Source organism: Alphaproteobacteria bacterium (genome assembly GCA_019635875.1).
In the GTDB taxonomy this organism is placed as follows: Bacteria; Pseudomonadota; Alphaproteobacteria; order Reyranellales; family Reyranellaceae; genus JAFAZJ01.
Window position 1 is genome coordinate 177,101 of the sequence record JAHBYP010000004.1, and the last position, 19,846, is coordinate 196,946.

Genomic DNA, 19,846 nt, shown 5'->3' on the forward strand with positions numbered 1-19,846 from the left:
CCCTGCGAGGAATGGCCGGCGCATTGTGCCAAAGCGCACCCACAGAGGCGGCCCGGGAATTGTCCCGCTCCCGGGAAATCATGTCCCTACGGGGACCAGGTCTTACCTTCCTCCGGAGGGGGAAGATGGGTGTGAAAGTCCATATGCCATCGCACTTCGCGGCTTTTGACGACACGCGTAGGGGTGGAAATCGACCCGGTGCGCGGCGGTCGATAAAATCGGAAGTCCTGACGATCAACCGGGACTCGCAGCGCAACGAAGTTGTCGCAACCATGGCAAATCATAGAAGCACGCTCATCCGGCCGCGCGGAAGCTGCCGCCGGCCATGGCAAACCATGGCAAACCGCGCGCACGGGCTCAGTGCGTCGGTGGCGCCGTCCGGGTCTTCGATCTGCTGCAGGCCGACTGGCACACTGGCGGCTTCGTCCTGCCCCGGCCGGGCTCTGCCTTCGATTCGCCGTCAGTCTGCTTCTGCTCGACCCCTGGCCCCGTGGGCTGGCCGGGCGGTGTCCGGGCAGAGGCAGGGGCCACGGCGAGAAGTGCCGCGACCACAGCAAACCATAGCAAGGCGCGTCCCGTCATGACCGGTGCCTCCGCGGCCCCGCGCAGCGAATGCCTACGCCGTCCCCGCCATCGGCGGTGGCTCGATCGGCCGTTCGCGCTCGTAGGCGTAGGCGGCGCGCAGCACCAGCGCGTCGGCGTAGTGCGGGCCGACGATCTGCAGGCCGATCGGCAGGCCGGTGCGCGTCAGCCCGCAGGGGATGGTCGCGGCCGGCTGACGGGTGAGATTGAAAGTCAATGTGAAGGGCGTCCAGCCGATATCGACGCCGTCGCCGCCATAGGCCGCCGGCTCGCCGACGTTGAAGGCCGGCATGGCCATGGTCGGCGTCAGCAGCAGGTCGAAGCTCTCGAAGAACTGGTTGAAGATGTAGCCCAGGGTCTGGCGCTGGTGCGTGGCGCGCACGAAGGTCTCGACGGAGTGCCGCCCGCCATGCTCGGCCGCCTTGAGCAGGCCGGGATCCATCAGCGCCTGCTTCTCGGGCGCGAAGCCCTTGAGCAGCACGTGGCAATTGCCGGTCCAGTGGATGTTCTCGATGTCCCGCGGGTCGAGGCCCATCAGGTCAGGGCTGGCCTCGGTCACCTTGGCGCCGAGCTTCCTGAAGACCTTCACCGCCTCGGCGACCGAAGCGGCAATTTCGGGGTCGATCCTGTCGTCCTCGACGAAGCCGAGATTGGCCGAGTAGGCGACGCGCAGCCCCTTCACGCCGTCCTTCAGGCCCTTCGTGTAGTTCTCCCGGGAGTCGAAGGGCAGGGAATACCAGTCGCGCGAGTCGGGCCGCGCCATCACGTTCATCATCAGCGCCGCGTCGCGCACCGAGCGGGTCATCGGCCCGACGTTCGACAGCGTACCCTGCGCCGAGGGCGGCCAGATCGGCACGCGGGCGAAGGTCGCCTTCAGGCCGAACAGGCCGGTGAAGGAGCAGGGGATGCGCACCGAGCCGGCGCCGTCGGAGCCGACCGCGAGGTTGCCGATGCCCACCGCCTCGGCCGCCACGCCGCCGCCCGAGGAGCCGCCCGGCGTCTTGTGGATGTCCCAGGGATTGCGGGTGATGCCGAACAGCTTGGAGTCGGTGACACCCTTCCAGCCATATTCCGGCGAGGTCGTCTTGCCGAGGAACACGGCGCCGGCTTCGCGCAGCCGCGCGGCGCTGGGCGCGTCGTGCTGCCACGGCCCGTCGGGCGAGGTCGCCGCACTGCCCATGCGCGTGGGCATGCCCCTGGTCTGCACCATGTCCTTGACGGTGGTCGGCACGCCGTCGAGCAGGCCCAGGGTCTTGCCCTTGGACCAGCGCTTGGCCGAGGCCTTGGCCGCCTTCAGCGCGCCCTCGGCATCGACATGCTGCATGCAGTTCAGGACGGGATTGAACTTGTCGAGCCGCCTGAGCGCCGCCTCGGTCGCCTCGACCGGCGAGAGCTTCTTCTTGCCGTAGAGCTTGATGAGCTCGTGGGCGTGCATCATCGCCGGATCGCTCTTCATCGGGTCCTCGTGCTGTCTTCCGGCCGAATTCCTAGCACAGCCGGCTCGGTCCAGCGTAGGTTGCCGCAGGGCGAATTCGGGGGACATCGGATGCGGCTGAAGGGCAAGCGGGCGGTGGTGACGGCGGCGGCACAGGGCATCGGCGAGGCGACGGCGCGCGCCTTCGCCGCCGAAGGCGCCGAGGTCTGGGCGACCGACGTCAACGAGGCGAAGCTGAAGGCGGCCTTCGCCGGCGTCGCCAGCGTGCACCCCGAGAGGCTGGACGTGCTCGACCAGAAGGCCATCGACGCCTTCGCCGGCCGGCTGGGCGCGGTCGACGTGCTGTTCAATTGCGCCGGCTTCGTGCACCACGGCACGATCCTCGACGCCACCCAGGACCAGTGGGACTTCGCCTTCAACCTCAATGTGCGCAGCATGTTCTGGACGATCCGCGCCTTCCTGCCGGCCATGGTCGCCGCCGGCAGGGGCGCCTCGATCATCAACATGTCCTCGGCCGCCTCCTCGCACAAAGGCGCGCCGCTGCGCTTCGTCTACGGCACGACAAAGGCCGCCGTGGTCGGCCTCACCAAGTCGGTGGCGGTCGACTATGTCAAGCAGGGCATCCGCTGCAACGCGCTCTGCCCGGGCACGGTGCAGACGCCCTCGCTCGACGAGCGCATCTCGGCGCTGGGCGGCGACGCCAGCATGTTCAGGGCGCGCCAGCCGGGCGGCCGATTCGGCGAGCCGGCCGAGATCGCGGCGCTGGCGGTCTATCTCGCCAGCGACGAGAGCGCCTTCACGACAGGCACGACCAACGTCATCGACGGCGGCTGGAGCGTCTGAGCATGAAGATCGGCGACATCGTCGGCAGGACGCCCGTCATCCCCGTGCTCACCCTGGCCGGCGCGCCCGACGGCATCCCCGTGGCGCGCGCCCTGGTCACCGGGGGATTGTCGGTGATGGAGGTGACCCTGCGTACGGCCGGCGCGCTGGAGGCGGTCAAGGCCATCGTCGCCGAGGTGAGGGGCGCGATCGTCGGCGTTGGCACCGCGCTCGAGCCGGTGCAGTTCGCCAAGGCGAAGAAGGCCGGTGCCGCGTTCGCCGTGAGCCCGGGCTTCACGCCGACCCTGGGCGCGGCCGCCGCCGATGCCGGGCTGCCTTACATGCCGGCGGTGTCGACCGTCTCGGAGGCATTGACCTTGCGCGAGCGCGGTTTCCGCCACCTCAAGTTCTTCCCGGCCGAGCAATGCGGCGGCGCCGACTTCCTGCGCGCGCTCGCGGCGCCGCTGCCCGACCTGCTGTTCTGCCCCACGGGCGGCGTCGACCTCGCCAAGGCGGCCGGCTACCTGACCCTGAGCAACGTGCCCTGTGTCGGCGGGTCCTGGGTGGTGCCGCCGGACGCCATCGCCGCCGGCGACTGGGCGCGCATCGAGGCCCTGGCGAGCAAGGCCGCCGGACTGGGGCGCGGTGTGGCAAGCCCGCCACAGGCGTGAGGCAAGCGGTCGCCGCAAGGCGGCCGCGACCGGGCGTCCACTGGCGAGAAAGGCCGGAAAATGGCACTGTACGCGTGATTGGGGAAACGCCGCGATTGGCGGCCAAGCCACTGAAAATGAAACGGGATCGCAGGGCGATCCGAAGGCCAGACGACGATGTCTCGTGCGCGATGGATGGGTCTGGCGGCGGCTCTGACCGGTGCCGCGCTGTTCGCCGCGCCCGTGCGGGCGCTGCCGGAGACCGCCATCGTGCTCAACTCCGACGAGGCGTCCATGAGCGTCGTCGATCGCCGGATGATGAGCGAGATCGAGCGCATCCCGGTCGGACGCGAGCCGCATCACCTGATCCTGACTCCCGACGGCAAGGACCTGGTGGTCGCCTCGACGGTCACCAACGAGTTGCTGTTCCTCGATCCCGTCACCGGCCGCCAGCGCAAACGCTACCGCAACATCATCGACCCCTACCAGCTGGGCTACTCGCCCGACGGCAAATGGTTCGTCACGGCGGCCTACCGCCTGAACCATGTCGACATCTACGAGGCCAAGGACCTGCGCCTGGTCAAGCGCCTGCCGCTGCACACGCTGCCCAGCCACCTCGCCTTCAGCGCCGACAGCGCCTTCGTCTTCTTCACAGTGCAGGGCTCCAACCAGGTGGCCGCGCTCGACCTCGCGAGGCAGGAGATCGTCTGGACGGTCGATGTCGGCGAGGCGCCGGCCGGCATCCTGGTCTTCCCCGACCAGAAGAAGCTGCTCGTCGGCCTGACCGGCGAGGACGCCGCGGTTGTCGTCGACATCGCCGCGCGCGCGGTCACCAAGCGCATCGTCACCGGCAGGGGCGCGCACAACATCTTCCGGATGCCCAATGACGAGAAGCGGGTGCTGATCACCAACCGCGTCGACGGCTCGCTGTCGATCATCGACCTTGAGCGTCAGGAGGTGGTCGACAATATCAGGGTCCCGGGCGGCCCGGACGACGTCGATTTCTCGCCCGACGGCAAGATCGTATGGGTGACGCAACGCTGGCGCCGGCGGATCGCCGCCGTCGAGCTGGCGACGCGCAGGATCATCGGCTCGGTCCTGGTCGGCCGCTCGCCGCACGGCATCTACATCAATGGGCCGCACACCGTGTTGCGCTCCGTGCTGCCGCCGCCGGAACGTTCGGACGCCACGGCGGCGACGAAGAGATAAGATTCGCGCCGCACGGGATCCAGGCGATGCTCGAGTCCCTCTCCACATTCTGGATCGATCTGCAGGGCCAGCTCCTGGAGATCGTCCAGCCGCTGGTGCACCGGGCCGGGCTGACTGAATTCTATGACGACGTGCCCGTCGGCCTCGAGACGCTGAGCCTGGGGGTGCTGCAGATCGCCGTGATCCTGCTGTTCTTCAGGCCGCTGGAGTCTCTGGCGCCGGCCGAGCGCTGGGAAGATCGCAGGCTGGTGCGCGTCGACGTGGTCTACACGCTGCTCAACAAGCTGGGCGTCATCCCGCTGGGCATCTTCATGCTGCTGCTGCCGCTCAACGACGAGCTGCTGGAGCTCACGCGAGAGGTTGGCTTCGTGCTGCCGACCGTCGAGCAGGTGATCCCCTGGTTGCGCGACAAGCCGCTGGTGCTCTTCCTCGTCTACTTCCTGCTCTACGATCTCGCCGGCTACCTGTGGCACCGCGCCCAGCACGCGCTGCCCTGGCTGTGGGCGCTGCACAGCCTGCATCACAGCCAGCGCCAGGTCTCGACCTGGACCGACGATCGCAACCACGTGCTCGACGACATCCTGTTCGACCTCTATCTCGCCATCGTCGCCATCCTGATCGGCGCGCAGCCCGGCCAGTTCGTCGCCATCCTGCTGCTGGGCCGGCTGATCGAGGCCTTCTCGCACGTCAACACGCGCTTCGGCTTCGGTCGCGTGCTGGACAAGGTGCTTGTCGATCCGATGTTCCACCGCACCCATCACGCGCGCGCCAGCGCGAGCGAGCCGCGCATCCACGACACCAATTTCTCCGCAGTGTTCCCGATCTGGGACATTCTGTTCCGCACCGCGCACTACGACTACCGGCAGCGCGCGAGCGGCGTCGACGATGCGGATGCCGATGCCGACAACGGCAAGGGCTTCGTCGGCCAGCAGGTCGCCGGCATCGCCCGCCTGGGCCGTGCCATCGCCCGCACCTTCACCTCGCGCGCGCCGCGCCCGACGCCGGCGGAGTAGGCGATGACGAACCCGGGCTGGACGCTGGCGCCGATCGGCGTCATCCGCACGCCGTTCGCCACCATCGCCGATTGCCCGCGCAACGGCCGCGCCATCGAACCGGCGCCGCTCTGCCGCGCCATCGTCGATCCGCCCTACATCGACGGTCTCGCCAGCCTCGAGGGCTTCTCCCACCTGATCCTGCTCTACTGGCTCGACCAGGCGGGACCGGCGACGCTGCGCTTCACGCCGCCGTTCGACGACACCGAGCGCGGCGTCTTCGCCACCCGCGCGCCGCGCCGGCCCAACCCGATCGGCCTGTCGGTGGTGAAGTTCGACGGCTTCGAGTCGCCTGGCGTGCTGCTGGTGCGCAACCTCGACTGCGTCGATGGCACGCCACTGCTCGACATCAAGCCCTACCTGCCGACCACCGACGCCGAGCCGCAGGCCGGCATGGGCTGGCTCAGCGCCCGGCGAGGAAGGACTCCACCTGCCGGCCGGTCGGGATAGGCGCCACCGCGCCGTAGCCCGTCGTCGACAGGGCGGCGGCGGCGTTGGCATGGCGGGCCGCGTCGAACGGGCTGTCACCGGCCAGGATGCGGGTGAGGAACGCGCCATCGAAGGTGTCGCCGGCGCCGGTCGCGTCAAGGGCCTTCACCGCGTGGCCCGCCAGCCGCTGGCGCCGCTGGGCCGTGGCGACCAGCGCGCCGTCCCTGCCCATCTTCAGGGCGACGATGGACGGGCCCAGACGCAGGTAGAAGTCGACAATGGCGTCGGCATCGTCGAGGCCGGTCATCGTCATGGCGTCGTCGAGGCTGGGCAGCGCGATGTCGACGCGCTTCATCGCCTCGTGCATCACGTCGCGGGCTTCCTCGGCCGGCCACAGGCGCAGGCGCAAATTGGTGTCGTAGGCGACGCGCCTGCCGGCTGCCTTCATCACGTCGATGGCGGCGAAGCAGGCGTCGCGCGCCACACCGGAGATCGCCTGGCTGATGCCGGAGAGCTGCAGCATGTCGGCGGCGGCGAGATAGTCGCGCGGCAGGTCGCCGGCGGCGAAGCGGCTCGACGCCGAGCCCTTGCGCATGAAGGAGAAGTGGTGGCCCTGCGCGTCGTGGGTCACGAAGTATGCCGCGGTGTGGCCGTCGGTCCGCCGCTGCACGCGGCTGCAGTCGACATTCTCCCGACGCCACAGCTCGACGAACAGGTCGCCGAACGGGTCCTCGCCCAGCGCGGTGAGATAGCCGACCGAGGCGCCCTGCCGGGCGGCTGCGATGGCGGCGTTGGAGGTGTCGCCGCCGAAGCCCTGCAGCCAGTTGGGCTCGCCGGGCGTCGTCTGGTTGAACTCGACCATCGGTTCGCCGAGGCAGACGAGAGAGGGCATCGCGGGTCCGGTCTCCACGGGAAATATCACGTCGCCGATGCTAGTCTGATCGAGAGGTTCCGTCGAAGGAGGCGATCATGGGCGTGCTGGACCAGATCCTGGGAGGTGCACTGGGTCAGATTCTGGGCGGTGCCCAGGGTGGCGCACAGGGTGGCGCACAGGGTGGCGCACTGGGAGGCTCGCGTGCCGCGCTGATCCAGGCCGTCCTCGCCATGCTCCTACAGGGCGGCATCGGCCGAAGCGGCAATGCGGGCGGCGGCGGCCTGGCGGATGTCCTGGGCGGGCTTCTGGGCGGCGGCCAGCCGGGTGCGGATCCTCGTCTGGGCGGCGCGCTGCGCGGCGGGCTGGGCGGCATGTCCGACATGTTCCGGCAGGCCGGACTGCAGGGCCAGGTCGATTCGTGGATCGCCCAGGGCCCCAACATGGCGGTGTCGCCGAATGACATCGCGGCCGCGTTCGGCGAGTCGCAGCTGAGCCGGCTGGCGGAGCAGTCGGGAATGTCGCGCGAGGATGTCTCCCGCGAGCTCGCCGACGTCCTGCCGGGCCTCGTCGACACCATGACGCCGGGCGGTCAGATGCCGCGGCAGGACCTCGGCGCTGACGAGTTCGGCGCCTGGATGTCCAATGTGCTGGGTGGCCGGCGCTGAGCCGGAAGGGTCAGTCCCGCACCCGCTGCTCGAGGACGACGTCGGCGCCGGCGCGCTCGATCAGCAGGATGGTGTATGGAGTCACGTTCACGGCGCGGCTCGGCAGCAGCCGCGAGGGATGGCGCTCCTCGAACAGCACGACGACGCGGCCGGCGCGTTCGGCGGCCGAGATGATCGACACGCCATGGTCGGCCGAGGGCCGCTCGCCCAGGATGATGGCCACGCCGGTCTGACGCGTCTCGTTGAAGGGCGGCATCGGCCGATCGCCGCGCAGGCCGCGCCACATCATCTGCCACTGCGCCTCGGTGGTGGCGATCAGTGAGCCGCCGGCCAGCGGCACGCTGTGCGCGCCGTCGAACTGGCGGAAGGCGTAGGCCTTCTTGTCGCCGGTCGATATCCAGTGAAACAGCGCCACGGCGCCAACCGTCATCGACAGGACCAGGGCCAGCACGCCCAACGCGCGGCGGAACCGGCCGTCGCCGCCGCTGCGGTCCGAGGGGGTCCTGGCGTGCAGGCGCCACGGGAGGCTGAGGTTCATGCGGCGCATGAAGCGCCGCGAACATGGCTCCAATGGGTTGGAATTGGGATGAATCGCGGCGCTTCGGGCTCAGCCTCGCCGCAAAGCCTATTGATTTGTCAGGGAGAATGGATCGTCCACCCGAGGCCAATAGGGCCTGGTCAGCTTGGTATAGGCGATGTTGGCGAAGTCCGGCTCGATGCTGCCGGGCGTGGTGACGTAAAGCACGTCGGCGGCGATCGGCGCGAAGCCGGCGTAGAAGTGCTGGGTCGATTTCACCACCAGCGTCCTGTAGCCGGCGAGGTCGATGCCCAGCGGCGCATAGGCGTCGGGGTGGAACAGCTGGGTGCGATGCGTGTTGACCACGACATCGACGCCGTCAGCTCCCTCCAGCCACGCCGCGTCGCCCACGTCCATCTTCACGCCCTTGTCGCCGAAGCTCTGCTTCACGTCGCGCGCGATCCTGCGCACGGTCACGCGCATGTCGACCGGATCGCCGCTCATCGGCCCGCATTTGCCGCCGATGCGCAGGTCGAGCGTGGCGCCTTCGCCGGCTTCCTCGGCGATCTGGAAGGCGATCGGGTCCCACATCAGCCCGACCAGCGCCTTCTTCGCCTTGCGATCGAGCAGGGCGCGCAGCACGAAGGTCGAGTCGCTGGGCGCGCCGCCGCCGGCATTGTCGGCGACGTCGGCGAGCACGATCGGCTTCGATGCCCCGGCGCCCTCGGCCTGCGCGACAGCCTCGCTCGCCGTCCAGTAGGGCGTCGCCGTGCTGGCGCGCATGTCGTAGAGCTCGCGACCGAGCGTCTCGGCCAGCGCCGCCGCATGGGCCTTCTCGCCGTCGGCCACCACCAGCATGCGCGCGCCGACCTCGGCCACATCGCCCCACGGGAAGCCGTGGCCCATCGATACCGAGAGAATGCCGTCCTTGCCCTCGAAGGACTGCATGCGCGCGACGAAGCTCTTCATCGGCTCGACCGGCGTGCGGTACATCGAGATCATGCGGCTGTCGAAAATCGCCATGACCGGCTTCGTCTTGCCTTCGGCGGCATCGGCGGCCAGCGCGAAGACCTCCTCGGCGCGGTCGATCGTGTCGATGTGCGGGTACTCCTTGAAGGTAACCAGGATGTCGGCCGTGGTGATCATGGTCTCGGTGATGTGGCAGTGCAGGTCGAGCTCGCCGCCGATGATCGTCTTCGGCCCGACGATGGCGCGCACCCGGGTCAGCAGGTCGCCTTCGCAATCCTCGTAGCCGTCGGCGACCATGGCGCCGTGCATCGACAGCAGCACGATGTCGACCGGCATGGCCTTCTTCAGGTCCGCCAGCAGCTCCTCGCGCAGCTCTTCGTAGACCGAGCGTACGGTGATGCCCGAAGGCGGCGCGAAGGCGCAGACGCTCTCGGTGACGCGCCAGCCGCGCTCCTCCGCCCGCCGCCGCCAGACATGCAGCGGCGCGGAGAACAGGTTCATCGTGTGCTTCGTCGCGTCGCCGTGGAAGATGCGGCCGAAGGTGCGATAGCCGGTGGGGAAGGGGCAGAAGGTGTTGGTTTCGGTGCCCAGCGTGGCGATGAAGACGTTCATGGTGGTTCCTACGGACGCGTTGCCGGTACCGTAGCGCGATTGGCCCGCTCGTCCTACCTTCCCCCGGAGGGGGAAGGTGCCCGAAGGGCGGAAGGGGGATGCCTCTGCACGCTCGGTGTCCGGCTTCGACATCCCCCATCCGGCGCTTCGCGCCACCTTCCCCTTCGGGGGAAGGTAGAGTTGAGGATAAGGAGTCCACATACATGAAGGCCGAACGCGACCTGCCGGTCTGGCGCTCGCTGCTCTACGTGCCGGTCAACGTCGAGAAGTTCGTCGACAAGGCGCACACCAGGGGCGCCGACGCCGTGCAGCTCGACCTCGAGGACAGCGTGCCGCCAGCCGAGAAGGCGCATGCGCGCACCCTGGTCGAGGCGGCGGCGAAGCGCGTGAGCCGCGCCGGCGCCGACGTCGTCGTGCGCATCAACCGGCCGCTCGACCTGGCAGTGCGCGACATCGAGGCCTGCGTGCTGCCCGGCGTGCAGGGCCTGGCGATCACCAAGGTGGAGGGGCCCGACCATCTGCGCCTGCTCGACGAGCTGGTCTCGGAACTGGAGCAGAAGCGCGGCCTGGCGCATGGCCATATCAAGTTCATCGCCATGATCGAGACGCCGCGTTCCTATTTCGACATGCCGGTGATTGCGGCGGCGGCGGAGCGCACGGTGGCGATGAGCATCGGCGGCGAGGACTTCGCCTCCGAGGTCGGCATGGAGCCGACTGAGGAGACGCTGCAACTGCCCAAGCAGACCATGATCTACGCCGCGAAGTCGGCCGGCATCATGCCCTTCGGCTACATCGCCAGCGTCGCCGGCTTCGGCGACTGGGACGGCTTCCGCAGGATGGTGCGCCGCTCGCGCCAGTTCGGCTTCATGGGGGCGAGCTGCATCCATCCCGGCCAGGTGCCGATCGTCACCGAGGAATACACGCCCTCGGCCGAGGAGGTCGCCTACGCGCGCCGGCTCATCGAAGCGGATCGCGAGGCCGCCGCCGCCGGCCGCGGCTCCTTCGCAATCGACGGCAAGATGATCGACATCCCCGTCATCCGCCGCGCCGAGACGCTGCTGAAGCGCTACGCCGCGATCCAGGCACGCGAGGCGAAGCGCACGGCAGCGTAGTCTTTGGGAGCGCCGGCGTCCCGCCGGCTCATGGCGGTATCGCAAGAGGCACCAAGAGGCCCGCGGGACGCCGACCGCCCAAAGGATATCGCCTCGCCGTCATCCAGGCCGCATCAACGCGCGCGGTGTTCGGTGCCGCGGCCGGCGGTGATGAACAGCGCCGTGGCGTGGCCATAGACATCCGCCGTGTGCCACACGCCGCGCGGGTTGATGACATAGTCGCCCGGCCGCAGGGTGAGCTTGCGCGGCCCATCGGGCAGCTCCTGGACCAGCGTGAACTCGCCCGCGATACAGATCACCGCCTCGTCGCCCGCGGGATGGCGCTCCCAGTCCGTCCAGCTCTGGTCGAAGCTGTACATCAGGACCAGCCAGGCGTCGTTGCCATCGGCTTCGGTGCGCGCGGCGTAGTCGGCAAACCATTGCATGCCGGTGAACTCCGGCTGCGGCACAACCTTCGCGCCCAGCCCGAGATGGAGCGGGAAGCGCTCCAGCGCCTGCTGCTTCATCATGCCGTTGCCTCCGCCTGGGAATGCTCGGTCTGCAGGAAATCGGTGATCCGGTCCGGGAAGGGCTCGATACCGCTCTTCTGTAGCAGCAGCGCGACCTGACCGCGATGGCCGGCGGCGTGCGTGGCGACGTGCAGCAGCATCTCGCCGCGCGTCATGCGCGCGGGCTCGCCGTTGGTGAAGGCGAAGCCGATGGCCTCGTCGACCGCGTCCGGATGCAGGGCATCGGCGTAGTCGGCGTACCAGCCTGCGGTTTCGCGCACCCTGGCCGTCAGGGTCTCGAAGGACAAGAGTTCGGTCGAGCGTGGTGCACGATAGCCGTGCGGACGGCCTTCGAGGTTGCAGCGGAAGATCTCGTCGACCGCCTGCACGTGGTCGAGCACGCGCAGCACGATCACGCGCTCGTCCGCCGGCAGGCGATCGAGCGCGCTGGCGAGAACCCTATTGAGACCGTCGGTGGCCCAGCGCTTCTGCTGGATCAGAGTGCGATAGGGAAGGGTGAACATCGTGAAACCCCTTTCGTCGTTGCGCCATTCCAATTTGCGAGCTATGGCTCACATTGTCTACTCGCATTGTCCCGCGCGCGATTGGAGCATCGGGCATGGCCAAGAGGCCGCTGACGAATCCGCGCAAGCAGGCCTCGCAGGCGCGCTCGCGCGCGACCGTCGATGCGCTGGTCGAGGCGACCGCTCGCATTCTGGTGCGCGAGGGTTTCGACAAAGCCAGCACCAACCGCATCGCCGAGACCGCCGGCGTCAGCATCGGTTCGCTCTATCAGTACTTTCCGAGCAAGGAGTCACTGGTCGCCGCCGTCATCGATCGCCACAACCAGGACCTGATGCGCACCGTGCGCTCAGCGCTGGCTGACATGGCCGCACTGCCGCTCGAGCTGGCGGTGCGGCGGCTCATCGCCGCGGCGATCGAGGCGCATCGCGTCGATCCGAAGCTCCATCGCGTGCTTGCCGAGCAGCTTCCCCGCACCGGACGGCTCGAGAAGGTCGAGGCCTTCAATCGCGAGTACTTCACGCTCTTCGGACACTTTCTCGGGCATCACAGCAAGAGACTGCGCCACGTCGATCCGGGACTCGCAGCCTTCATCTGCGTGACCACGATCGAGGCGCTGACACACCGGGCGGTCTTGCACCATGCGGAACTGCTGTCGGACGAAGCGGTCGGCACGCTGATCGATGAAGCGACCCGTCTTGTGGTTCGCTATCTACGATAGCGTCGTCGAGGATAGCTGTTACGCGAACGGATCGGCGACCTTCGGCCAGAACGGCGTCTTGCGCTTGGTGTAGGGCAGGTTGACGTAGTCGGGATTTGCGGCGCCCGGTGTGGCGACGTAGAGCACCTCGGCGGCGATCGGCGCGAAGCCGTTGTAGAAGTGCTGGGCGCTCTTGACGACGATGATGCGGTAGCTCGCGGGATCGATGCCCAGGGCCTCGAAGGCGTCGGGGTGAAAGAGCTGGGTGCGCAGGGTGTTGACCACGATGTCGACGTCGCCTGATGACAGCCAGGCCGCGTCGCCGATCGGCGACTGCACCGGGCCATAGGTCTGATGGGCGCCGCGCACGATGTTCTTCACCGTGACGCGCAGGTCGACGGGATCGCCGCTGGTCTTGCCGCACTTGCCGCCGATGCGCAGCTCGAGTGTCGCGCCCACGCCGGCCTCCTCGGCGATCTGGAAGGCCAGCGGATCCCAGACGATGCCGAACAGCGCCGGGCCGATGCCGCGCTCCAGCAGCGCCCGCAGGACGAAGGTCGAGTCGCCGGGCGCGCCGCTGCCGGCATTGTCGGCGCGGTCGGCGATGATCACCGGCCCCTTGTTGTGCGAGGCGACGCGGTCGAAGGCCTCCCCCGGTGTGAGGAACCTTGACACCGCGATGTCGCGCATGGCGAAGAGCTCGCGGCCGAGCTTTTCAGCCAATGCGGCGGCCTTGGCCCGATCGCCGTCGGCCACCACCAGCATGCGCGTGCCGACATCCTCGACATCGGCGAAGGCGAAGCCGTGGCCGAACGACACCGAGAGGATGCCATCCTTGCCCTCCAGCGCGCGGATGCGGTCGACGAAGCTCTTGATCGGCTCGACCGGCGGCCGGTAGTGGCCGAGCATGCGGCAGTCGAAGCGCGCCATCACCGGCCTCACCTTGCCCTCGGCGGCGTCGGCCGAGATCGCGAAAACCTCCTCGGCGCGCTCCATCGGATCGGTGTGCGGGTATTCCTTGTAGGTGATCAGCACGTCGGCCGAGTCGATCATCTGCTGGCTGATATGGCAATGCAGGTCGAGCTCGCCGCCGATGATGGTCTTCGGCCCGACGATGGCGCGTACGCGGGCCAGCAGGTCGCCTTCGCAATCGTCGTAGCCGTCGGCGACCATGGCGCCGTGCATGTTCAGCAGCACCATGTCGAGCGGCAGGGCGGCGCGGATGCCTGCGAGGATCTCGTCGCGGTAGCCTTCGTAGACCGAGCGTACGGTGGTGCCCGAGGGGGCGGCGAAGGTCAGCAGGCCCTCGATCACCTGGTGGCCGCGCTCCTCGGCCCGGCGGCGCCAGACATGCAGCGGGCCGGTGAAGGATCGGGGCGGATGCTTGGTGGCGTCGCCGCGGAAGACGCCGAATTCCTCGTAACCCCGCCGGCCGGTCGGGAAGGGCACGAACATGTTGGTTTCCGTTCCCAGCCCCGCGATGAAAACACGCATGATCCTGACACCTCGATGGACCGGTCGACCCTAGCCGGTGGCGCGACGGGACGCTACAAGGGCGCCACCATGCCTTCATTCGATATTGTCTCGAAGACCGAGATCGCCGAGATCGACAACGCGCTGGACGGGGTGCGTCGCGAGATCTCGACTCGTTTCGACTTCAAGGGCAGCCACTGCACCCTGGAGCGCAAGGAGCAGGCCATCACCCTGCTGGCCGACGACGACATGAAGATGCGCCAGATGCACGAGCTGCTGAAGGGCTACGTGACGCGGCGCAAGCTCGATGCCAGGGCCCTGGAGTTCAAGGATCCGGAACGCGCCAGCGGCAACGCCATCCGCCAGCTGGTGATCGTCAAGCAGGGCATCGACCGCGACCTGGCCAAGACGCTGGTGGGCGCGATCAAGGAGTCCAAGCTCAAGGTCCAGGCGGCGATCCAGGGCGACGAGCTGCGCATTTCCGGCAAGAAGCGCGACGACCTGCAGGCAGCGATGGCCGTGATCCGCAAGCTCGAGCTCGACCAGCCGGTGCAGTTTGTCAACTTCCGCGACTGATCGTCTGCCGCTTGTCGGCCGGTTGCTGGTGGCGCTGCGTGATCTGGCGCTGCGCTGGCGGCTGTCGCTGCTGCTGGGCTGGCTGGCCTGCTTTCCCTTCCTGGCCTGGCTCTACTGGGCGCCCGGGAACGCGCCGCCGACCGCGATCGGCGACTGGGAGATCGGCCTCGACAAGCCGATCCATGCCGTGGCCCACGGCTTCATGGTGCTGATCCCGGCGCTGCTGATTGCCGGCCGCTGGCGCGCTTTCGCCATCGGGCTGGGCTTTGCCACGGCGATCTGCCTGGAGGTCGGCCAGCTCTACGTGACGGGCCGCTCCTTCGAGTGGCTCGACCTGATCGCCAACACCACGGGCGCGTTGCTCGCCTGGTGGGCCGCGGTGCGGCTGCGCGAGATGTGACCCAACTGTCACCCCGAGCACAGCGAGGGGTCCAGGAAGAGTTGAGATCCCTCGCTGCGCTCGGGATGACAGCCCGCTAACCGCGGCGGGCGCGATCGGCGGCGTTGGTCGCCTGGATGGCTTCGCGCATCTGTCGCCATTCGTCTTCCGAGCGCGACAGCATGTTCGAGAAGGTGCCGTGGCCCATGATGCCCATGCCGCCGTCGATCGCCACGATCTCGCCGTTGATGTACTCGACCTCCTCGCTCATCAGGAAGGCAGCCATGTTGGCGAGCTCGCTCATTCTGCCGACGCGGCCCATCGGATTGCGCGAACGGTAGCGATCGTCGCTGTCGCCCTTGGGATTGAGCCGCGCCCAGGCGCCTTCGGTCGGGAAGGGGCCGGGCGCGATGGCATTGAGGCGGATGCCGTAGCGCCCCCATTCGACCGCCAGGCTCTGGGTCATGACGGCGACACCGGCCTTGGACATCGCCGAGGGAACCACGAACGGGCTGCCGGTCCACACCCACGTCGTCAAGATGCTGAGGACACTGGCCTTGCGGCCCTCGGCGATCCAGCGCTTGCCGCAGGCATTGGTCATGTAGAACGTGCCGTGCAGCACGATGTTGGCGATGGCGTCGAAGGCGCGCGGGCTGAGATCCTTGGTCTGGGAGACGAAGTTGCCGGCGGCGTTGTTGACCAGCCCGTCGAGCGGACCGCCGCGCCAGATCGCCTCGATCATCTCCTCGACCGCCGTGGCGACGCGGATATCCACAGTGAAGGTGTCGACGCGACGGCCGGGATATTTCGCCATCACCTCGCGCGCGGTCTCCTCGAGCACGCCGCCGCGGCGGCCGCAGATCACGCAATCGGCCCCCAGCTCGACGAATTTCTCCAGCATCACGCGGCCCAGACCGGTGCCGCCGCCGGTGACGAGGAAGCGCTTGCCGTTGTACAGATCGCTGCGGAACATGGTCGGCCTCCCGGTATCGCCGGTCGTTTAGGTAAGCACCGTTCATCGCGCAACGCTTCAACCGCCTCCGTTTCGCAGTCAGGAAGACTGTCGCAATCGGCCAATCCGGACTGTTCCCGACCGCCACAAAGGGTGCTAGTCTTCGCATAACAGGGAGTGCAAAAAAACAAAGCGGGCGGCGTATGACGACCCAATCAGGCGTAGAAGTCGGGGACAGCGGAGATCTGGTAGAGTTCCGAGGCCGAGTGAAGTGGTTCAACGTCACTAAGGGCTACGGATTCGTCTCACCCGATTCCGGTGAAGGGGACGCGTTCCTCCATGTCACCGTGTTGCGGCAGGCGGGGCACGACGATGTCGCGCCCGGCGTGACGCTGGCGGGGCAGGCGGCGCGCGGTCCGAAGGGCATGCAGGTGATGCGCATCGTCAGCGTCGATCTGTCGACCGCTGGCCCGATGCCGCGCGCCGAGGGGGCGAGCGAGCCGCAGCCTCAGGAGGCGCCGCAGGACGGCGAGTACGTCGTCGGCCAGGTCAAGTGGTACAACGCCGAACGCGGCTACGGCTTCGTCTGCCCGGAGGCCACCGGCAAGGACGTCTTCGTGCACGCCGCCACCCTGCGCCGCCACGGCATCGAAAGCCTGATGCCCGGGCAGATGGTCAAGGTGCGCATCGTCGAGGGCCCCAAGGGCCTGCAGGTCGCCGACATCCGACCGGAATAGCCTTCGCCATCGCCGTTGCGTATGGTCCGCCCGCGAAGCGCGGGAGATCGGCGTATGGGCAATATCGGATGTTTCTCGGCCGACTATGCCGAGGCGCGCGAGAAGTTCCTCGGCGCCGCGCGCATCGCCGGCGCCGCGGTCACGACTTTCGCCAATCCGACCAGGGGGCCGCGGGGCGAGACGCTGGCCACCGATGTCGCCTGGCTCGGCCCGGCGGACGCACGCAAGGTCGTGGTGACGATCTCCGCCACGCATGGCGTCGAGGGCTTCTGCGGCTCGGGGGCCCAGATCGACTGGCTGATCCGCGGCGCGCCGTCGCTGCCGGCGGATGTCGCCGCACTGACGGTGCACGCCATCAATCCCTATGGCTTCGCCTGGCTGCGCCGCGTCACCGAGGAGGGCAACGACCTCAACCGCAACTACGTCGATCACGCCAAGCCGTATCCGGAGAATCCCGGTTACGACGAGATCGCCGAGCTGATCATTCCGCGCGAGCTGGGCGGGCCGGTGGCCCGGGAAGCCGCCGAGAAGCTGGCGGCCTACCGCCATCGCGTCGGCACGCAGGCCTACAACGTGGCGCTCTCGGCCGGCCAGTTCCGCCATCCGCACGGGCTGTTCTTCGGCGGCGGCGGGCCGAGCTGGGCCAACCGCACCACGCACGCCATCATCGAGAGGTTCCTGCGCAACCGCGGCGACATCGCCGTCATCGACTTCCATACCGGGCTGGGGCCGTTCGGCTACGGCGAGCTGATCACCCATTACGAGCCCGACAGCGACGGTTCGTCCCGGGTACGCGCGTTCTGGGGCGACTCGGTGACCGAATCGAAGAAGGGCCAGACCAGCTCGGCGGCGCGCGATGGGCTGGGCCACTACGCCTTCAACCGTGCGCTGCCCGACGCGCGCGTCACCATGGCGACCCTGGAATTCGGCACCTACGACCGCGACAGCGGCCTGCGCGCCTTCATCGGCGACCATTGGCTGCACGCCCATGGCGATCCCGGCGGGCCGGAGGCCAAGCCGATCAAGGCGGCGATCCGCCGGCAGTTCTACCCCGACACCGACGACTGGAAGGAGGCGGTGCTGTTCCGCGGCGCGCAGGCGATCCGCATGGCTATCGCCGGACTGAAAAAGGCCTGATAGAACCATCCGCATGCGAGCGCTGGTCGCCTGTGTCGCCTTCCTCCTCGTCGGCGCGCTGAATTTCCTGTGGTGGTGGTACCCGAACCGTCCGGTCGAGATCCCGGCCTGGAAGGCGGGCCCGTTGCAGAGCGTGTCCTTCGCGCCCTATCGGCCGGGGCAGAGCCCGCACACGCGCACCTTCCCCAACGCCCAGCAGATCGAGGCCGACCTCAAGCTGATGCAGGGCAAGACCGTCGCGCTGCGCACCTACAGCAGCCTCGAGGGGCTGGAGGCGGTGCCGCGCCTCGCCGGCAAGTACGGGCTGAAGGTCTGGCACGGCGCCTGGCTCAACAGCGTCGAGCGCGAGAACCTCGAGCAGATCGCCGCCCTGATCGACCACGCCAACCGCTATCCGCAAGCGGTCGACCGGGTGATCGTCGGCAACGAGGTGCTGCTGCGCAAGGACCTCGATGCCCAGCACCTGCTGCGCTACATCCGCATGGTCAAGGCCTCGGTGAAGCAGCCGGTGACCTACGCCGACGTCTGGGAGTTCTGGCTGCGCAATCCCGAGATCGCCGACGAGGTCGACATCGTCACGGTGCACCTGCTGCCGTACTGGGAGGACGTGCCGATCGGCCTGTCGCGCCGCCTGCCGGACGGCACGCTGCGCATCGAGAAGCACATCGTCGACATCTACCAGAAGGTACGCCGCGCCTTTCCCAACAAGCGCATCGTGATCGGCGAGACCGGCTGGCCCAGCACCGGCCGCATGCGCGCCGATGCGCGGCCGGGTCGCGTCGAGCAGGTGACCTATTTCTCGATCTTCAAGCGGCTCGCCGAGCAGCACGGCTTCGAATACAACGTCATCGAGGCCTTCGACCAGCAGTGGAAGAGCGGGCAGGAGGGCTCGGTCGGCGCCTCCTGGGGCATCTACACGGCCGACCGCGTCGAGAAGTTCAAGGCCGGCCAGCCGGTCTCGCCCGAGCCGCAATGGGCCGCGCTGTTCGCCGTCTCGACCATCGCCGCCGGCCTGATGATCCTGGGCTTCGCCAGCCTGCGGCGCGGCCCCAGTCCGCTGGCGATCGTGGTGTTCGCGATCTTCGCCTATGTCGTCGGCTCGGTCGTCACCCAGGCGACGTGGCACAACTTCACGCACGCCTTCTACACCAGCCGCCTGCTCGGCACGGTGTTCTACTTCGTGCTGGCGGCGGCCTTCGGCTACGCGCTGATGCGCGGCATCGCCGACAGCCTGACCGGGCGCATGGCCGATCCCTCGCTCTACGGCGCGCGCGTGCGCGAGGCCTGGACGGCATTCCGCGCGCTGCCCCGGCTGACGGCGCTGCTGCGGATCGATCTGCTGGCGCAGATGCTGTTCCTGGTGTTCAGCCTGCTGTGCATCTACCACCTCGTCTTCCTCGGCATCGACGTGCATTTCGGCGTCATCGGCTCGGGCGAGAACATCTGGGTGTTCGGCATCGACGGCCGCTACCGCGACTTCCCGATCTGGGACTTCGTGCTGCCGACCTTCGTGCTGGTGGCGTGGAAGCTGTTCACCATCTTCCGCACCGGCGACGTGCCGCGCACCCACCGCCTGGCCAAGACGCTGTCATTCGGCCGCCTGCTGGGCTTCGACGGCAGCCGCGGCTACGTCCGGCTCGACCCGGCCTTCAGCCGCATCTCGCCGGTGCTGCCGGAACTGCTGCTCTCGGCCCTGCTGATCGCCGGCGCGGCGCTGGTGGTGGTGACCGAGGGCGCGATCAAGCTGCACGACGGGGCGGGCGGCGGCTGGTCGGCGCCGGACGGCGGGCGCTGGGTGATCGCCACCCTGTTCTGGAACACCCAGGCGACCTGGTTCGCCGCCGAGGCGCTGCTGCTGGCGCTGCCCTACCTCGCCACCATATACGTGTCGCTGCGCACACCGCTCGCCGAGCCGCCGCCCGAGTCGTATACCTCCAAGTGGTGATCGGCCGCG

General features: G+C 68.4%; 21 protein-coding genes. 13 read left to right on the plus strand and 8 right to left on the minus strand.

The features are described 5' to 3' along the window. Positions 1 to 616 precede the first annotated feature (616 nt). Positions 617 to 2,038 (minus strand): amidase, encoded by a 1,422-nt coding sequence (locus tag KF889_15610; protein ID MBX3500868.1) that lies wholly within the window; start codon positions 2,036 to 2,038, stop codon positions 617 to 619. A 90-nt stretch (positions 2,039 to 2,128) separates the two neighbouring features. Between KF889_15610 and KF889_15615 the strand changes: the two genes are divergently transcribed. From KF889_15615 to tsaA, 5 genes are all read left to right on the plus strand, one after another. Further along, a complete protein-coding gene (locus tag KF889_15615; protein MBX3500869.1) occupies positions 2,129 to 2,860 on the plus strand; it encodes an SDR family oxidoreductase in 732 nt (243 codons plus the stop codon). 2 nt (positions 2,861 to 2,862) lie between these two features. Continuing rightward, positions 2,863 to 3,510, plus strand: coding sequence for a bifunctional 4-hydroxy-2-oxoglutarate aldolase/2-dehydro-3-deoxy-phosphogluconate aldolase (gene eda, locus KF889_15620; GenBank protein MBX3500870.1), 648 nt, complete (start codon positions 2,863 to 2,865; stop codon positions 3,508 to 3,510). A gap of 156 nt (positions 3,511 to 3,666) precedes the next feature. Beyond that, entirely contained in the window at positions 3,667 to 4,698 is a 1,032-nt protein-coding gene (locus tag KF889_15625) for a YncE family protein (GenBank protein ID MBX3500871.1), read from the plus strand. A 26-nt stretch (positions 4,699 to 4,724) separates the two neighbouring features. Further along, positions 4,725 to 5,711, plus strand: a complete 987-nt coding sequence (locus tag KF889_15630) for a sterol desaturase family protein (protein MBX3500872.1) — start codon at positions 4,725 to 4,727, stop codon at positions 5,709 to 5,711. 3 nt (positions 5,712 to 5,714) lie between these two features. Beyond that, positions 5,715 to 6,200, plus strand: coding sequence for a tRNA (N6-threonylcarbamoyladenosine(37)-N6)-methyltransferase TrmO (tsaA, locus tag KF889_15635; protein MBX3500873.1), 486 nt, complete (start codon positions 5,715 to 5,717; stop codon positions 6,198 to 6,200). On the opposite strand, the gene KF889_15640 is transcribed toward tsaA, so the two are convergent. Then, complete coding sequence (locus KF889_15640) at positions 6,154 to 7,071, minus strand: sugar kinase (GenBank protein ID MBX3500874.1); 918 nt, start codon at positions 7,069 to 7,071, stop codon at positions 6,154 to 6,156. The genes tsaA and KF889_15640 overlap by 47 nt on opposite strands. A gap of 77 nt (positions 7,072 to 7,148) precedes the next feature. On the opposite strand from KF889_15640, the gene KF889_15645 reads away from it, so the two are divergent. Continuing rightward, positions 7,149 to 7,718 carry a DUF937 domain-containing protein gene (locus KF889_15645; GenBank protein ID MBX3500875.1) on the plus strand — a complete coding sequence of 190 codons (570 nt, stop codon included), beginning with the start codon at positions 7,149 to 7,151 and terminating at the stop codon, positions 7,716 to 7,718. A 10-nt stretch (positions 7,719 to 7,728) separates the two neighbouring features. Here the strand turns inward: KF889_15645 and KF889_15650 are convergent, their stop codons facing one another. After that, on the minus strand, positions 7,729 to 8,256 hold the full coding sequence (locus KF889_15650; GenBank protein ID MBX3500876.1) for a hypothetical protein: 528 nt from the start codon (positions 8,254 to 8,256) through the stop codon (positions 7,729 to 7,731). 87 nt (positions 8,257 to 8,343) lie between these two features. Further along, the gene (locus tag KF889_15655; GenBank protein MBX3500877.1) at positions 8,344 to 9,816 is read right to left on the minus strand and encodes a M81 family metallopeptidase; all 1,473 of its coding nucleotides are present in this window, start codon (positions 9,814 to 9,816) and stop codon (positions 8,344 to 8,346) included. A 203-nt stretch (positions 9,817 to 10,019) separates the two neighbouring features. Between KF889_15655 and KF889_15660 the strand changes: the two genes are divergently transcribed. Next, a complete protein-coding gene (locus tag KF889_15660) occupies positions 10,020 to 10,928 on the plus strand; it encodes a CoA ester lyase (GenBank protein MBX3500878.1) in 909 nt (302 codons plus the stop codon). A 113-nt stretch (positions 10,929 to 11,041) separates the two neighbouring features. Here KF889_15660 and KF889_15665 read toward each other — a convergent pair whose 3' ends face one another. Then, complete coding sequence (locus KF889_15665) at positions 11,042 to 11,437, minus strand: cupin domain-containing protein (GenBank protein MBX3500879.1); 396 nt, start codon at positions 11,435 to 11,437, stop codon at positions 11,042 to 11,044. Continuing rightward, positions 11,434 to 11,940, minus strand: coding sequence for a DinB family protein (locus KF889_15670; GenBank protein ID MBX3500880.1), 507 nt, complete (start codon positions 11,938 to 11,940; stop codon positions 11,434 to 11,436). The genes KF889_15665 and KF889_15670 overlap by 4 nt, the downstream gene beginning before the upstream one ends. A 95-nt stretch (positions 11,941 to 12,035) precedes the next feature. Between KF889_15670 and KF889_15675 the strand changes: the two genes are divergently transcribed. After that, positions 12,036 to 12,659, plus strand: a complete 624-nt coding sequence (locus KF889_15675) for a TetR family transcriptional regulator (GenBank protein MBX3500881.1) — start codon at positions 12,036 to 12,038, stop codon at positions 12,657 to 12,659. An 18-nt stretch (positions 12,660 to 12,677) separates the two neighbouring features. On the opposite strand, the gene KF889_15680 is transcribed toward KF889_15675, so the two are convergent. Then, positions 12,678 to 14,132 carry a M81 family metallopeptidase gene (locus tag KF889_15680; protein ID MBX3500882.1) on the minus strand — a complete coding sequence of 485 codons (1,455 nt, stop codon included), beginning with the start codon at positions 14,130 to 14,132 and terminating at the stop codon, positions 12,678 to 12,680. A 69-nt stretch (positions 14,133 to 14,201) separates the two neighbouring features. Between KF889_15680 and KF889_15685 the strand changes: the two genes are divergently transcribed. After that, positions 14,202 to 14,687 carry a YajQ family cyclic di-GMP-binding protein gene (locus tag KF889_15685; protein ID MBX3500883.1) on the plus strand — a complete coding sequence of 162 codons (486 nt, stop codon included), beginning with the start codon at positions 14,202 to 14,204 and terminating at the stop codon, positions 14,685 to 14,687. A gap of 28 nt (positions 14,688 to 14,715) precedes the next feature. Continuing rightward, a complete protein-coding gene (locus tag KF889_15690; GenBank protein ID MBX3500884.1) occupies positions 14,716 to 15,087 on the plus strand; it encodes a VanZ family protein in 372 nt (123 codons plus the stop codon). Between the two features lie 76 nt (positions 15,088 to 15,163). Here the strand turns inward: KF889_15690 and KF889_15695 are convergent, their stop codons facing one another. Next, a complete protein-coding gene (locus KF889_15695; GenBank protein MBX3500885.1) occupies positions 15,164 to 16,039 on the minus strand; it encodes an SDR family oxidoreductase in 876 nt (291 codons plus the stop codon). Positions 16,040 to 16,284: 245 nt separating this feature from the next. Here KF889_15695 and KF889_15700 point away from each other — a divergent pair, with 245 nt between their 5' ends. The 3 genes from KF889_15700 to KF889_15710 are packed head-to-tail and all read left to right on the plus strand — an operon-like array spanning position 16,285 to position 19,837. Then, on the plus strand, positions 16,285 to 16,755 hold the full coding sequence (locus tag KF889_15700) for a CspA family cold shock protein (GenBank protein ID MBX3500886.1): 471 nt from the start codon (positions 16,285 to 16,287) through the stop codon (positions 16,753 to 16,755). A gap of 54 nt (positions 16,756 to 16,809) precedes the next feature. After that, complete coding sequence (locus KF889_15705) at positions 16,810 to 17,892, plus strand: M14 family metallopeptidase (GenBank protein MBX3500887.1); 1,083 nt, start codon at positions 16,810 to 16,812, stop codon at positions 17,890 to 17,892. Positions 17,893 to 17,905: 13 nt separating this feature from the next. Continuing rightward, positions 17,906 to 19,837, plus strand: a complete 1,932-nt coding sequence (locus tag KF889_15710; protein MBX3500888.1) for a hypothetical protein — start codon at positions 17,906 to 17,908, stop codon at positions 19,835 to 19,837. Positions 19,838 to 19,846: the final 9 nt, after the last annotated feature.